Genomic DNA, 11,585 nt, shown 5'->3' with positions numbered 1-11,585 from the left:
AGGTGTGATATTCCTCCCGCTACCGTTCTTCTTACCGCAGCGGTGCCGTTTTTTGCTGGGTCTTGCTGTGTCCTGCTGTCCCTCGGTTAGACGCAGCCGTCTTTCTGCCGCCTCCACGTCATCGCCAAGCCGAAGCCGATCGAAACACCGCGCAGCAGGCCGAAGCAGCGCCGACGCTCTCGGGGGTTCGCTTCTGCTCGGAAACGCTCGAAGATGTTCTGTGCACACCTGTGCACCCGGGGGTGCGGACCGGCTAACTCGACAGCCGCCCAGCTGCTCGCCCTCATGAGCCTATGCCCGCGCAGCACGACCAGCTCGCTGCAACGTTCAAGGCGGCTCCCGGTTATTACGCGTGATGCTACAGCGCAGCTTGATGCGCGCGAGAGTCCATGATGACCTCCACACCTCCAGATCGCGCGAAGCCAGACGATGCTGAGAAGGGGCACTCCCTCGCCTGGACCTTGGCCCTGACCACTGCGCTTCTCGGCATCGTAGCCCTGCCACGGCGCACAGCACGCCCGAGACCTACCGCTAAGAAGGGGTCGGATGATCGGGACGGAGCGGCGCGCCAGACCTCCCCCTCTCACAGTGGCAGCGAGGCGCATAAGGTAGCCCGCACGCAGGCCGATCGTGGACGGCAAGCTACACGTCCGACCGAGATCCCTGCCAAGGGCTGGAAGGATATCGCGCTGCGCACCTACCGGGACGTCGGCGAGAACCGGATCATGCTGGTGTCGGCTGGCGTGACCTTCTTCGCGCTGCTGGCGATCTTCCCCGCGATCGCCGCCCTGGTGTCCGTCTACGGGCTCGTGGCCGATGCCTCGACCATCAACGACCAGCTCGCCAGCCTGCAGGGCATCCTACCTCAGGGGGCGCTGGAGATCGTCGGCGACCAGGTCAAGAACCTCGACGAGAAGGGCAACGCTACCCTGGGGCTGAGCTTGATCGTGAGCATCGCCCTGTCGGTGTGGAGCGCCAACGGCGGGATGAAGCACATCTTCGACGCGCTCAACCTCGTCTACAACGAGCGCGAGAAACGCAACTTCGTCGTGCTCAACCTCGTGTCGCTCGCCTTCACGGCGGGCGCGCTGCTGTTCCTGATCCTGGCGCTCGTCGCGGTCGTGGTGCTGCCGGTGGTGTTCGAGTTCGTCGGCATCGGCAAGGACGCCTGGTGGTTAGCCCTGCTGCGCTGGCCCGTGCTTCTGCTCGCCGTGCTCGGCGGTTTGGCGGTGCTATATCGCTACGGCCCGAGCCGGGACGCGCCGCGTTGGCACTGGGTCACAGGCGGTAGCGCCGTAGCGGCGATGCTCTGGCTCGGCGGCTCGCTGCTGTTCTCGTGGTACGTCGCCAACTTCGGCAGCTACAACAAGACCTACGGGTCGCTCGGCGCGGCGATCGGGTTCATGACCTGGATCTGGATCTCGACGACGATCGTGCTGCTGGGTGCGCAGCTGAACGCTGAGACGGAGCATCAGACCGCCGAGGACACCACGGTGGGCGAAGCTCAGCCTCTCGGCACGCGGGGGGCGAAGATGGCCGACAACGTCGGTGCGGCGGCAGAATAAGGGTCTACCGTCCTACACCAGCGACTCGCAGCATCCCATAGAACTTGCCCGGGTCGAACATGGCGCGGGCCTGCTGCAAGGAGATCGGTCGGCCGCCCACCTCGGGCGCCCCCATCATCCCGCCGCCCTTCTGTCCCTGGCCCTGCTTCTGAGCAGCAGCCGCAGCCTTCAGCGCGTTGCCGATCTGGGCGTACTGGTTGCTGGGCTGGGCGGGCTGCGCGGCGGGATCCGAGGAGAACCCGCCCGGCGCCGGCATGGTTGTGAAGGGCTGGCTCGACAGGGACGCGGCGTCAGGAGTTGGGGACGCCTGCCCCGGCACGGCCGAGCCTTGCCCCACGATGCCGCTCAACCCGAAGGCGCCTCGCTGTGCCATTGAACCCATGGAGGCCCCGCCGGGTGCGGCAATGCCGGGGGTCATGGATCGAGGCTGGCCGCCGGTCGGCATCTGCGGGGTGAAGTTGCCGCCGAGGAAGGCCGCCGCCTTAGCCTCATGCGGGGCCATGCTCGCAACCTTGTCGGCCACGTTGCCCGGAGCGCCGCCGTTGCCCGCATCAGAGGCGCCGTACAAGCCGGGTCGGCCAGCGTTGATCGTGGAGTAGAGATCGAGCCGGCTCATGCCGGGCTGAAAGCCGCGAGCGGTGAGATAGCGTTCCACCCCCGGCAACTGCTCTTGGAAGCTCTGATCCGGGGAAGCGCCGTACTTGTCGGCCTCGCGCGGTCCGAACTGGATCAGTCCGACATGCCGCCCACCTGCGCCGCCATACTGCGACGGCGACATGGTCCCGCCGGTTTCGTAGGACATGACGGTGGCGAGATCGAGCGGGTCCTCGCCCCGCATCGTGCCGCTTCACGGGCTTTGATTAGAGCGCCCCGCCAATCGGGTTCATGGGGTGCTTTGTCGAGATCCGACATTACCCCCGGTCCCTCTTGCGACGGGCCGGACCCCCTCCCCCCACCTGTTGCTGTCCGCCGATCACAGCCTGACCGCCCTCGCCGACGTGGTTGTGCTGGACGATCACGGTCTGCCGACCGCCGGAGCGCATCCGCTGCAGGGTCAGCATACCGGCCTGGAAAGAGCCATTCATTCGGGCGACAGTGCCTGCCATCCGAGCCGCCTCAATGCAGGCTTCTTGCTTGGCCGAGCCCATCGTGCGGTCCGCCAGATCAAGCTGCTGGTTCACGATCGCGGCGGCCTTCATCGCCAGGGTGTGCGTAGTCGCCATTTGATGGGCCAGCATCCGCTCCAAGGCATCGCCGGCCTGGATCGTGTCCGCCGTGTCGAGCGCCAGCTCCAGCGCCCCGGCGTTCTTGGCGAGGTCGAGCCGGTCCCGGCTGGCATCGGCCGCCACGGCATCGGGGTTCACCAGCGTGTCGAGGATGGCCGGCAGGGTTTTGGTCGCGAAGTCTTCGGCCGGCACCAGTTCGCCGCCGACGGCCCGTACCGGAGCGTCGACCGGCGTCCGAACGGTCACTTCCTGCCGATCCGCGAAGCCTGACGGGCCACCCCGCTCCTCTACTCGGCACCGAGCTACCCCGAGAAGGGTGTCACCGGCCCGCGCTCGCTGTCGTGTCATGCCTTTCCCTCCTACAGAAACCCGGAGCCGCTGTGCCCCTTGAAGGCATTCGCGCGGCGGATGTAGCCGACGACGGTCCGCGGATCCCGGTGCCCGCTCTGATCCATGATGCGGGCGAGATCGGCCCCGCTCAGCCGCAACGTCGTCACGCTGCCACGTCGTCACGTGGCTACTCACCCCGGTTAAGGGCGTCGAAGTCCCGCCCGTGCTGGCGCAGGACGAGCCGCAGCCCCTCAATGTAGAGATCGTGCGGCTTGCAGTCCGTCGCCGCTGCGATCTCCCGCAGTGCCTTGAACACCTTGGGATGCGCGTAGATCGAGGCGTGAGGCTTCTCGTACCGGACGCGCCGCTTGTACCCCTCCGGCCCTGTCGGCTCATCTGCCGGCCGCTCGCTCGCCACGTTAACCCGTGGAGACGTTGCCACGTCATCACGTTGTAACGTGGTCACGTCGTCACGTGGAGACGCTGTCACGGTATCACGCGGAGGTTCTGCAGTTGGTGCCCCTGCGGCGATCCTAGCGAGCTGGTCGTTGATGGACGGGCGGGGTTTCTTGCTCATGCCTTCGCGCCTCCGAGCTGCGCCTTGACCCACTGCCAGAGAAGCCGGACCTCAACGGCCGCCTTGCCCTTGGGCGCTAGTTCCGTGACGCCCTGCCCCGTCGTCATCGAGTCGAGGAAGTCCGAGCGCGTCGCCACCATCGAGGGTGCCAGTGCCCCGGTGCTGACCAAGGCTGTCGCCGCATCGAGCGTGCGCGCTTGGGTTGTGGCGTTGCACTGGTTGAGCACGAAGGCGAACTGCCTACCGAGCAGCCGCAACTGCTCGACCGTCGGCCGTGCAGCCTCGACATCGAGGATCGACGGTTTCACCGGCAGGAGGCACAGGGTCGCCTCGCGGAGCACGAGCGCCACGTCGGGACCGAACCGACCGGGCGTGTCCACAATCACGAGCGAGACCGCCCCCGCGGCCCGGATCCGGCCGAGTGTGCCAGCGAATGCCGACGGCTCAATCCGCTGCACGTCCAGGCCATTCGCCTCACGCCGCTTCCCCCAGCCGGCAAGCGACGCCTGCGGGTCGGTGTCGAGAGCGGCGACCGTCTCCCCGTCCTGCATGGCAGCTACTGCGAGCGACGCGGCCAGGGTGGATTTCCCGCTGCCGCCCTTTTGGGTTGTGAGAGCCAGGACGCGCATCACAGGCCCGCCATGCCTGCCGGGTTCTGCTTGAAGAGCTGCCCGGATCGGATGTAGCCGCTCGTCGTGTCGAACCGCTTATGCCGGAGCTGCCGCTGAATGGCATGGCCCGGCGCATCGTTGGCGGCTGCGGACGTGGCGAGCCCAGAGCGCAGCGAGTGTCCGGCATAGGCTGCCGCGAGCCTCCGCGCCTCCTCCGGCGCATGGCCTTCCGCCCGGGCTGCCGCCTCGACCGTGCGCTGTACGATCCGGGCCACGGCGCGATCCGTGACCGCCTCCCTGCCGAGGCGCCCGTGCCTGTCGATCGGCCGGAACGCCGGGCCATCCTTCAGACGAGCCGCCTTGATCCAGGCTCGATAGCTGCGCACCGGGCACGTCTCCATGTTCGACCCATAAGGCACGCCTATCTCGGCGCCCTCGCCCGATTGATCGGTCTTACTGCGGGCAAGGTGGATCACCAGACCGTCAGGCCGCTCCTCGACCCAGGCGCTGCCATCCCTGCGCGAAACCTCAAGCCCCGACAGCTCGGAGCGCCGAAGCGCTGCGGCGAAGCCCACGAGGATCAGCGCCCGATCGCGCTTGCCGGCGAGAGTGTCAGGCAGGGTGGCAACCGCGCGCCGGAGGTCCACCGTCATTAGGGGCCGCTTCTTCACTGCCGGCTGGCCGTGCGCACGCTTGATGCCCCGCCACGTGTCGCGGAACGCCGCCGAAGCCGTGTCGAGCGGGAGACCCGCCGCCGCGTGCTGCTCACGGATCGCAGCGAGACGACGTTGTAACGTGGCAACTTTCAACGTGGTCGCGTGGTCGATGAGGTAGGCCAGGACCGCGGCCGGACTCGCCGGTATCGACGCTTCGCCCCGTGCCTCGCACCAGCCGGCAAACGCCCGTACGTCAGAGGCGTAGGCTCGGCGCGTGTTTGCGGCGCGAGACTGGTCGGCATACCCCCGCGCCCGGTCGGCGAACGTCTGTAGGCCGGTTGGTACCGGGCTGGTGAGGGCGGTGCTCATGGTTGTGCCCCGTCCGCTAGCGACTCGCCATTGTCGATCGCTGCAATAATTTCGTCCCTCACGATCAACAGCGCTTGGCCGACAGGATCGGTCAGTCCCTGCCGGTCCGCGTCCTGGATCATCTCCATCGGTACGGCGATGAAGAAGCGCGTCCGGGCCGTCGCGCGGGAGTGCCAAAAGCCTCGCACCTCAACGCCGTCCAAGGTCGCGCGAGATTTGACGATGAAGTCCTGTCCGCCATGCGAGAAGCGGAGGCGGGGCGGTGTCGATGCCATGGCCCGTTCTGATGTCCGATAATGCCTTCTTATCGGACTTTAGACCACCACGCGGAAACTGGCAACGGGATCGCGTTACCACGTTGTAACGTGGTCATGTGAAGACGTGGCGCTTCGGCTCTGGCTAGCCTATCTCAGGCGTACCAGCCGCGGACGCGGTCGGGGTTGTGCGCGAGCCGGGCGAGCCGTGGTGGTATGGCCGTCCGGCCAGCATTCCTGAGCGCAATCAGTCCTGTTGTGCCGATCTCAGTCTCATTCAGCTGCAGTAGCACCCTTCGGCTTACGAACTTTAGAAGGCTTCTCCGCGGGTTCCGCAGGCTTCCGATGCTGCTGGCCGAGACCGAGGCTTTTGGCGAGCGCCGAGCGTGACTCGGAGTAGCTTGCAGCCACCGATGGGTAGTCGCGTGGCAGACCATAGCGCTCCCGGTAATCCTCAATGGTCATCCCATTCTTGGTGAGATGGCGCTTCAGCGTCTTGTAGGATTTACCATCGATGAAGGAGATCAGCCCATCAGGCTTGATGGACTTGCGGATCTGGGCAGGCGTCGCCTTCGCTGAGTTCGGCTCGACGACAGCGGAAGGACTGCCCAACCCAGCGACTGCAGCATGCACACTGGAAAGCAGCCCTGCCATCTCGGCCGGGGGCACGCGATTGTTCGAGACATAGGCAGAGACGATGTCTGCCGTCAGGGCAACCAGATCCGGTTGGCTCTCGCTCTGGTCCGAACCCTCATCGAGAATTTGACCATCTTCCGTCAATTTAGACCTCCTCTAGCTGGAACACCTGTCAAATGCCCGGGGCTTCTTAGAAGATAGGTGGTCGTAGGCAAAGGTAGCTTGAGGGGTTCAATAGAGAAAATTGAGGATAGTTTGGGTGCCGAGCTTCATCAGCACTCTGAGGGGTTGCTTGGGGGGATCATGGCATGTTCGGCCTAGACCTGTCTGAGTCGCCCGCGACCACCGATAGGGCTGGGCGCGCAGTTGGTGATGCGTAACGGGTGAGCAATCTGGTCAAGCCGTAAGCGGCAGCCAGTTCCATTCTAAGCCTTAAGTAAGAGCGTCAGAGCAGGATCGAGATATTGATCGCGACAGGCTTGACCGCGTCTGAAAATTCGTAACTTAGATTGGTGCCGCGCCCCATGTTAGTGGGCTGTCTTGCACCTGGCAGAGGTACAGTGGAAGAAAAAATCTCAGGGTCTGCTCTCGACCTGACTGAGCTGGCCGGCGACATCGTTGCTGCCTACGTTTCCAACAACTCCGTGCCTATTTCTGAGCTTCCGAACCTTATTTATAGCGTGCACAATGCTGTTCGCGGGCTGACTTCTGGTAGCGCGTTCGGTGCGATCGCTGCAGCACCTGAGGCTGAGAAGCCGACCGCAGCTCAGATCCGCAAGTCAGTTCGGGACGACGGCATCGTCAGCTTCATCGACGGCAAGGCCTATAAGACGCTCAAGCGTCATCTGACCGCCAACGGTCACGATCCCCAGAGCTATCGCGACCGGTACGGTCTGCCTGCCGATTACCCCATGGTTGCATCGAGCTACGCCGAGCAGCGCTCTGCACTCGCCAAGGCGATCGGTTTAGGCCAGCCCGGTGCCATGGCCGAGCGGCAGCCAAAGCAGCCAAAGGGGCGTCGGACGGCTGCCTGAGCAAGAGCGCGCGCATGCGACATCCGGCCCTGCCGTCCGATCCTATTGGGTCGGGCAGGGCCTGTTGCGTCATCGGACAGGCTGCGTCGTGGACACGGCAGGGGTGCTGCCATAGCTCTCCAGCATGGCCAAAGAGATCCCCAACGTCGGCGACCTGCGCCGCAAGTCCGAGGTGACGGACGACGAGATCCAGGCGGCCACGGACGCCTTCCTGAAGGATGAGGGCGCCAAGCCGTTCGCGTTCAAGTCCGGACACCGGATCGACGTGGGCAAGGCCATCGACATGCACCCGCAGGCCAAGAAGCTGCTGGCCGACAAGGCCACGACGCCCGGACTGCGCCGGACCATGGTCATGACCGCCGTGATCATGGGCTTCCCGGTCGAGGGATGAGCGCCGACGAAGCTGATCCGGTCCTCGAGGCCCTCGCAGCCCTGAAAGCCGCTGGCATTGCCGTCGAGCCGGTCGGGGAGGGGATGGACCGGTGGCGTATCGGCGACCTGCTGTTCAGCGATGCGGAACTGGTGAGGATCGCCATGAGCCGAGGCCTGATGGAGGAGGGTGATGTCTGACCACCGTACCGGCCTCAACCTCCCGCTCAGGATCGAACGCCTGGAGGAGTCCGTGAAGGTCATGGATCCGAGCGACCGCGTCGCGGCCTACATCTACGTGGCGGGCGAGCGAGAGCAGCGGGTCCAGACCAACCGCTTGTCCCCGGCCGAGGGCGTCGAGGTGGCGAAGGTGATCGCCCGAGCACTGACCGACGCGATTGCGGGCAGCGGGCGCTCATGACCGACGAACAGCGAGGCTACTTGCAGGCGCTGTCCGACGTGCGTTCCTGGCACCGCTGGCAGATCAGCCAGAGCCTGGGGGACGTCCGGACTATGGAGGCGCACGAGATGGCCATCGCCTGGCTCGACCTGGTGATCACTACGAAGAAGCAGCACGCGGCCGAGGATGAGGCGGATCGTCAGCGGGCCCGGGCCGCGAACTCCCAAACCGGCACGCCCCATTCCTGACCCTGCCGGTCGCGGTAGGCCGCCGTCTGCTCGAACAGCACCCGGTTCGCTTCGACGCCGCGCGCCGGGGTACCGCCAACCATCAGGGCTCCGCAGTAGTCAACGCGTAGGGTGCCGTGGTCCGGATGCACGCCGAAGAGCTGCGGCGCCGTCCAGCCGAGCCGATACGCCTCGGCGCCGTGCTGGTCGCAGAAGGCCATAGCGCTCGCACGCATCGCCGCCCACTTAGCCGGCGCGAGATACCGGCAGGGCGAGGCGTGCTCGGACAGGCGTTCGATCTGACCGCGCCAGGAAGCGACGGTATCGGAGGGCATGGTGGGAGTGAAGCCGGCAGACATACAGCCGAGCTACGATAGGCAGCGCCAAGACACCATGCGGCCGAAAGCGTAGGTGCCCTGCGGCCACCTCGCAGTGGTGTACCCGCAAAGAGAGAGCTTTAAGCCGCGACGGCGAGGCCCGGCGCTGCCCCAGCCACCTGTCGGTTTGACAGCGTAACCACGCGGCGCGCCTCCGCGGCCGGATGAGCGAGGATCTGCCGGCGCAACGGTTCGACGTAGGGAGTGCATTCGGGCCAGCGTTCGGCGAACGCTGAGATGGCGGCGGAGAATGCGCGCACGAAGGCTACGACGAGATCAGGCCGAGTCCGCAATGTAGCCTGCAGCGCGTCGGCCAGTTCAGAGTCTTCCTCGGCCGGCTTGGCCTCATCGAATTTATCGTCGAAAGCACCCGGGGCTTGTGCGAGCTGGTCCCGGACAAAGGCTGCGAAAGCCGGGTTGGTGAAGGCGTCGCTGAGTCTCAAGGCATACACCAGCATCACCGCCGGTGTGGCCTCGTCGTCGAGTTCGTCTAGGGCCGAAGATAATTCGCCAAGTTCGATTGTCGCACGCCGAAGCTGCCTTTCCCGTGAGGCATGCCGCCGAGAGCGCTCGGCGGCCGCGGTGAGGCTGAACACCATCACAGCGACGATCGCCAGGGCGGCTAAAACGGATGCGCTATCGATGCTCACGGTCGCCTCCCGTCTCGTCGAACAGTAGCGGTTCATCCCCAGATCGCCGGGCCTCAAGACGCTTAGTCAAGCGTTGGCGCGACGCAATAACCTGAGTGTCCGTCGTCTTAGTAAATTCTCTCTCACGTTCCGTCACCCGACGCCGATAGTCGCGCTCGTCGAGAAAAGCGTAGGCGCCAAAACAGAACGCGACCACGATAAACGTCCAGAGCGGATCGGCGTGCAGCACGAGGCCTCCGACGCCGATAACGGCCAGCAGGACCGCGATAACGCCGCCAGGACCGTGCGGGGCAATGGCACGCAGACCATCGCGAAACAGCCTGCCGAGATTGTCCCAGGCGCCAGCCATTCAGACGCCCTTCCGCTCCCGAAGTCTGAGCCCGGCCCCGCCCCCGTTCTCGGGGATGAACTCAAGGCCAGCGCGCTCGAACGCCTCGACCAGGGCCTTGTTGTTCATCGTCGCCATGCGGGCGGTCTCGTCCTTTGTCTCGAAGGCGCCGAGCGTCGAGCGCGACACCCCAGAGGCGTCAACGAGGTCCTGCTGCTGCCAGCCGAGCAACGCGCGGGCGGACCGACATAGGCGAGGAGTAAGGCGAACAGCCACAACACGGCTCCGGTTTCAGCATCATAACTGTACATGGTGCACAGGGCTGTTGACAATGCCCAAGCGGAAGTGCATCCTGCACATCATGTACAGCTCAGCACATGGTGCTTAAGCGATGTCCCACCGCACCGTCTCTTGGACCCGCATCGACCGCGCCGGCCTCGACGGCCGCACCAAGATCCCCGCCGGTCTCCTCGGCGCCCGCGCCCTGATCCAGCTCGGCGCCCGCACTCGTCTCCTACGCCGACGCCACCGGCAAGATCGTGCGCCGACCGATGGCGCACTGGCTGGGCTTCACCACCCAGCAGATGCATGGTCGAATTCAGAGCGAGATGGGCCGCAGGCGCATGGCCGAGGCCAACCACCTTCCGGCCGATCAGCATGCGGCGTGGGAGGCTCGGATCCGACGCGAGTTACGGGCCGACGCGGTGCATGACCTCGCTTTCCGGCATGATCGCGTCTTCGAGGCCACCGAAGCGGTTCGCAGCGGTGTCGAGCCGGCCACGCAAGAGTTGCGCAATCAGGGCGACGCTGACCTGCTGGCGCTGGCCCCACTCTGGGAGGCCGCTATCGACCTCTATCAGCAGCGGATCGATGAGGAGAACGAGATCGGTGAAACCGCCAGCACAGACGGCTGGCCGGGCGCCGCACCGGATGGGTCCGGCCCCGAATGGCGAGCGTGGTTCCGACAGAAGGAGGAGTGGCGCGAGCGGACGGGCGTTGCGGCAGCCGAGGAGGCATCCGGAGAAGCCGGCACCGCCCTGCACAAGATCGAGTTGCAGATCTCGGCGCTGCCGGCCGCCTCGCTGGCCGGGCTCAAGCTCAAGGCCCGGGTGGGCCAGCGCAGCGATGACATCGGCGTGGATTGGCCCGGGGGTCTCGGCGAAGGGCTCGCACGGGACATCTTGGCCTTCACCGAGGCTCAGGCACGTCGGCAGGCTCCCGCAGGCCCAAGCCTCGTCGGCATGCTCGACCTCGCGTCTGTCTCAATGGACGACCTGCAGACGATCCGGGATTTGGCTGATCGCGTCGGCGGTGTGGCCTACGCCCATGCATGGGGAGTCCGCTGCCATGAGGATGCGAACGCCTCCGGCGCACCCGTCTTCAACGACGCCGGCAGGCTGATGCAGTGGATCGGAGATGCTCTGACCGATGTGGAGAGCGCTGCCCACTGTGAGGCCCGGCGGCGCGCGCCGGCCAACAGCTTCGACCGCGAGACTCGCCTGTCGATGCTGGCGGTCACGACCCTCGACAACGGCGACTCCGACGAGATCGAGGCGTTCGCCCGCGAGCTGCTGGCCCACGCTGCGGCCGAACGCACCGGGAGCTGACAGCTGCTCCTTTCCCTTCTGTCGCCGTGCGTACCGTCCCGGCCGGATCCTGCCGGACCTCCCCTTCATCGCGACCCGAGATACCATCATGGGCGACGTGCTCACCTTCACCCCGCGTCCGAAACCGGCGGCTCCGGAGATCCTAGCGCCGCTGGCCGGGGCTGCGCTCCGCGCCAGCCTGGAGGAGGCGGCACAGACCGCCCTCGACGCGGCCGACCGCATCATTGCGGTTCTGGACCACATGGATGGTGATGCGGACCTGGAGGATGGCGGGGACGCCGAGCCGTCCCTGGCGGCGCCCGAGAACACCGCCGACTCGCAGGTCGTCTACATGCGAGGCAGCGACCGGGACGGCGAGGCCGAGGCGCC

The 11,585-nt window shown here is 66.0% G+C and carries 20 protein-coding genes; 8 read left to right on the top strand and 12 right to left on the bottom strand.

Annotated features, from left to right (window positions below):
- Window positions 1-392 precede the first annotated feature (392 nt).
- Window positions 393-1,565 carry a YihY/virulence factor BrkB family protein gene (locus MKK82_RS02525; protein WP_409566771.1) on the top strand — a complete coding sequence of 391 codons (1,173 nt, stop codon included), beginning with the start codon at window positions 393-395 and terminating at the stop codon, window positions 1,563-1,565.
- Window positions 1,566-1,569: 4 nt separating this feature from the next.
- Here the strand turns inward: MKK82_RS02525 and MKK82_RS02520 are convergent, their stop codons facing one another.
- The 8 genes from MKK82_RS02520 to MKK82_RS02485 form a co-directional block, all read right to left on the bottom strand.
- Window positions 1,570-2,403, bottom strand: coding sequence for a hypothetical protein (locus MKK82_RS02520; protein ID WP_243984580.1), 834 nt, complete (start codon window positions 2,401-2,403; stop codon window positions 1,570-1,572).
- 73 nt (window positions 2,404-2,476) lie between these two features.
- A complete protein-coding gene (locus MKK82_RS02515; RefSeq protein ID WP_243984579.1) occupies window positions 2,477-3,037 on the bottom strand; it encodes a hypothetical protein in 561 nt (186 codons plus the stop codon).
- Window positions 3,038-3,150: 113 nt separating this feature from the next.
- Window positions 3,151-3,288, bottom strand: coding sequence for a hypothetical protein (locus tag MKK82_RS02510; protein WP_243984577.1), 138 nt, complete (start codon window positions 3,286-3,288; stop codon window positions 3,151-3,153).
- A gap of 20 nt (window positions 3,289-3,308) precedes the next feature.
- Window positions 3,309-3,698: a hypothetical protein gene (locus MKK82_RS02505; protein WP_243984575.1), complete on the bottom strand. Its 390-nt coding sequence runs from the start codon at window positions 3,696-3,698 to the stop codon at window positions 3,309-3,311.
- On the bottom strand, window positions 3,695-4,327 hold the full coding sequence (locus tag MKK82_RS02500; RefSeq protein ID WP_243984573.1) for a ParA family protein: 633 nt from the start codon (window positions 4,325-4,327) through the stop codon (window positions 3,695-3,697). Before MKK82_RS02500 ends, MKK82_RS02505 begins: the two co-directional genes overlap by 4 nt.
- On the bottom strand, window positions 4,327-5,334 hold the full coding sequence (locus MKK82_RS02495; RefSeq protein ID WP_243984572.1) for a tyrosine-type recombinase/integrase: 1,008 nt from the start codon (window positions 5,332-5,334) through the stop codon (window positions 4,327-4,329). Before MKK82_RS02495 ends, MKK82_RS02500 begins: the two co-directional genes overlap by 1 nt.
- Window positions 5,331-5,609 (bottom strand): hypothetical protein, encoded by a 279-nt coding sequence (locus MKK82_RS02490; protein WP_243984570.1) that lies wholly within the window; start codon window positions 5,607-5,609, stop codon window positions 5,331-5,333. The genes MKK82_RS02495 and MKK82_RS02490 overlap by 4 nt, the downstream gene beginning before the upstream one ends.
- Before the next feature lie 252 nt (window positions 5,610-5,861).
- Entirely contained in the window at window positions 5,862-6,368 is a 507-nt protein-coding gene (locus tag MKK82_RS02485) for a MucR family transcriptional regulator (protein ID WP_409566770.1), read from the bottom strand.
- 416 nt (window positions 6,369-6,784) lie between these two features.
- Here MKK82_RS02485 and MKK82_RS02480 point away from each other — a divergent pair, with 416 nt between their 5' ends.
- The 5 genes from MKK82_RS02480 (at window position 6,785) to MKK82_RS02460 (ending at window position 8,275) form a co-directional block, all read left to right on the top strand.
- On the top strand, window positions 6,785-7,258 hold the full coding sequence (locus MKK82_RS02480) for a MucR family transcriptional regulator (protein ID WP_243984568.1): 474 nt from the start codon (window positions 6,785-6,787) through the stop codon (window positions 7,256-7,258).
- A 124-nt stretch (window positions 7,259-7,382) separates the two neighbouring features.
- Window positions 7,383-7,649 carry a hypothetical protein gene (locus MKK82_RS02475; protein WP_243984567.1) on the top strand — a complete coding sequence of 89 codons (267 nt, stop codon included), beginning with the start codon at window positions 7,383-7,385 and terminating at the stop codon, window positions 7,647-7,649.
- Entirely contained in the window at window positions 7,646-7,828 is a 183-nt protein-coding gene (locus tag MKK82_RS02470) for a hypothetical protein (RefSeq protein ID WP_243984565.1), read from the top strand. The genes MKK82_RS02475 and MKK82_RS02470 overlap by 4 nt, the downstream gene beginning before the upstream one ends.
- Complete coding sequence (locus MKK82_RS02465; RefSeq protein ID WP_243984563.1) at window positions 7,821-8,048, top strand: hypothetical protein; 228 nt, start codon at window positions 7,821-7,823, stop codon at window positions 8,046-8,048. The genes MKK82_RS02470 and MKK82_RS02465 overlap by 8 nt, the downstream gene beginning before the upstream one ends.
- Window positions 8,045-8,275, top strand: coding sequence for a hypothetical protein (locus MKK82_RS02460; protein ID WP_243984562.1), 231 nt, complete (start codon window positions 8,045-8,047; stop codon window positions 8,273-8,275). The genes MKK82_RS02465 and MKK82_RS02460 overlap by 4 nt, the downstream gene beginning before the upstream one ends.
- Here the strand turns inward: MKK82_RS02460 and MKK82_RS02455 are convergent.
- The 4 genes from MKK82_RS02455 to MKK82_RS02440 all read right to left on the bottom strand — a co-directional run bounded on the left by MKK82_RS02455 (window position 8,227) and on the right by MKK82_RS02440 (window position 9,798).
- Entirely contained in the window at window positions 8,227-8,589 is a 363-nt protein-coding gene (locus tag MKK82_RS02455) for a hypothetical protein (RefSeq protein WP_243984560.1), read from the bottom strand. The genes MKK82_RS02460 and MKK82_RS02455 overlap by 49 nt on opposite strands.
- A 122-nt stretch (window positions 8,590-8,711) precedes the next feature.
- Window positions 8,712-9,281, bottom strand: coding sequence for a hypothetical protein (locus MKK82_RS02450; RefSeq protein WP_243984559.1), 570 nt, complete (start codon window positions 9,279-9,281; stop codon window positions 8,712-8,714).
- Window positions 9,268-9,630, bottom strand: coding sequence for a hypothetical protein (locus MKK82_RS02445; protein WP_243984557.1), 363 nt, complete (start codon window positions 9,628-9,630; stop codon window positions 9,268-9,270). The genes MKK82_RS02450 and MKK82_RS02445 overlap by 14 nt, the downstream gene beginning before the upstream one ends.
- Window positions 9,631-9,798, bottom strand: a complete 168-nt coding sequence (locus MKK82_RS02440) for a transcriptional regulator (protein WP_313902081.1) — start codon at window positions 9,796-9,798, stop codon at window positions 9,631-9,633.
- A gap of 362 nt (window positions 9,799-10,160) precedes the next feature.
- On the opposite strand from MKK82_RS02440, the gene MKK82_RS02435 reads away from it, so the two are divergent.
- A complete protein-coding gene (locus MKK82_RS02435; RefSeq protein WP_243984554.1) occupies window positions 10,161-11,216 on the top strand; it encodes a hypothetical protein in 1,056 nt (351 codons plus the stop codon).
- Window positions 11,217-11,304: 88 nt separating this feature from the next.
- On the top strand, window positions 11,305-11,585 hold a 281-nt coding region (locus tag MKK82_RS02430; RefSeq protein ID WP_243984552.1), incomplete at its 3' end, for a hypothetical protein.

The organism is Methylobacterium sp. E-046, assembly GCF_022829625.1.
GTDB classification, from domain to species: Bacteria; Pseudomonadota; Alphaproteobacteria; order Rhizobiales; family Beijerinckiaceae; genus Methylobacterium; species Methylobacterium longum.
This window is presented reverse-complemented; position numbering and strand designations above follow the sequence as displayed.

Bases quoted from the DNA above. Each gene is read 5' to 3' on its own strand.
- MKK82_RS02465 (WP_243984563.1), top strand. From the start codon at position 7,821: ATGTCTGACCACCGTACCGGCCTCAACCTCCCGCTCAGGATCGAACGC.
- MKK82_RS02470 (WP_243984565.1), top strand. From the start codon at position 7,646: ATGAGCGCCGACGAAGCTGATCCGGTCCTCGAGGCCCTCGCAGCCCTG.
- MKK82_RS02500 (WP_243984573.1), bottom strand. From the start codon at position 4,327: ATGCGCGTCCTGGCTCTCACAACCCAAAAGGGCGGCAGCGGGAAATCC.
- MKK82_RS02475 (WP_243984567.1), top strand. From the start codon at position 7,383: ATGGCCAAAGAGATCCCCAACGTCGGCGACCTGCGCCGCAAGTCCGAG.
- MKK82_RS02490 (WP_243984570.1), bottom strand. From the start codon at position 5,609: ATGGCATCGACACCGCCCCGCCTCCGCTTCTCGCATGGCGGACAGGAC.
- MKK82_RS02445 (WP_243984557.1), bottom strand. From the start codon at position 9,630: ATGGCTGGCGCCTGGGACAATCTCGGCAGGCTGTTTCGCGATGGTCTG.
- MKK82_RS02455 (WP_243984560.1), bottom strand. From the start codon at position 8,589: ATGCCCTCCGATACCGTCGCTTCCTGGCGCGGTCAGATCGAACGCCTG.
- MKK82_RS02525 (WP_409566771.1), top strand. From the start codon at position 393: ATGACCTCCACACCTCCAGATCGCGCGAAGCCAGACGATGCTGAGAAG.
- MKK82_RS02505 (WP_243984575.1), bottom strand. From the start codon at position 3,698: ATGAGCAAGAAACCCCGCCCGTCCATCAACGACCAGCTCGCTAGGATC.
- MKK82_RS02435 (WP_243984554.1), top strand. From the start codon at position 10,161: ATGGCGCACTGGCTGGGCTTCACCACCCAGCAGATGCATGGTCGAATT.
- MKK82_RS02520 (WP_243984580.1), bottom strand. From the start codon at position 2,403: ATGCGGGGCGAGGACCCGCTCGATCTCGCCACCGTCATGTCCTACGAA.
- MKK82_RS02495 (WP_243984572.1), bottom strand. From the start codon at position 5,334: ATGAGCACCGCCCTCACCAGCCCGGTACCAACCGGCCTACAGACGTTC.
- MKK82_RS02460 (WP_243984562.1), top strand. From the start codon at position 8,045: ATGACCGACGAACAGCGAGGCTACTTGCAGGCGCTGTCCGACGTGCGT.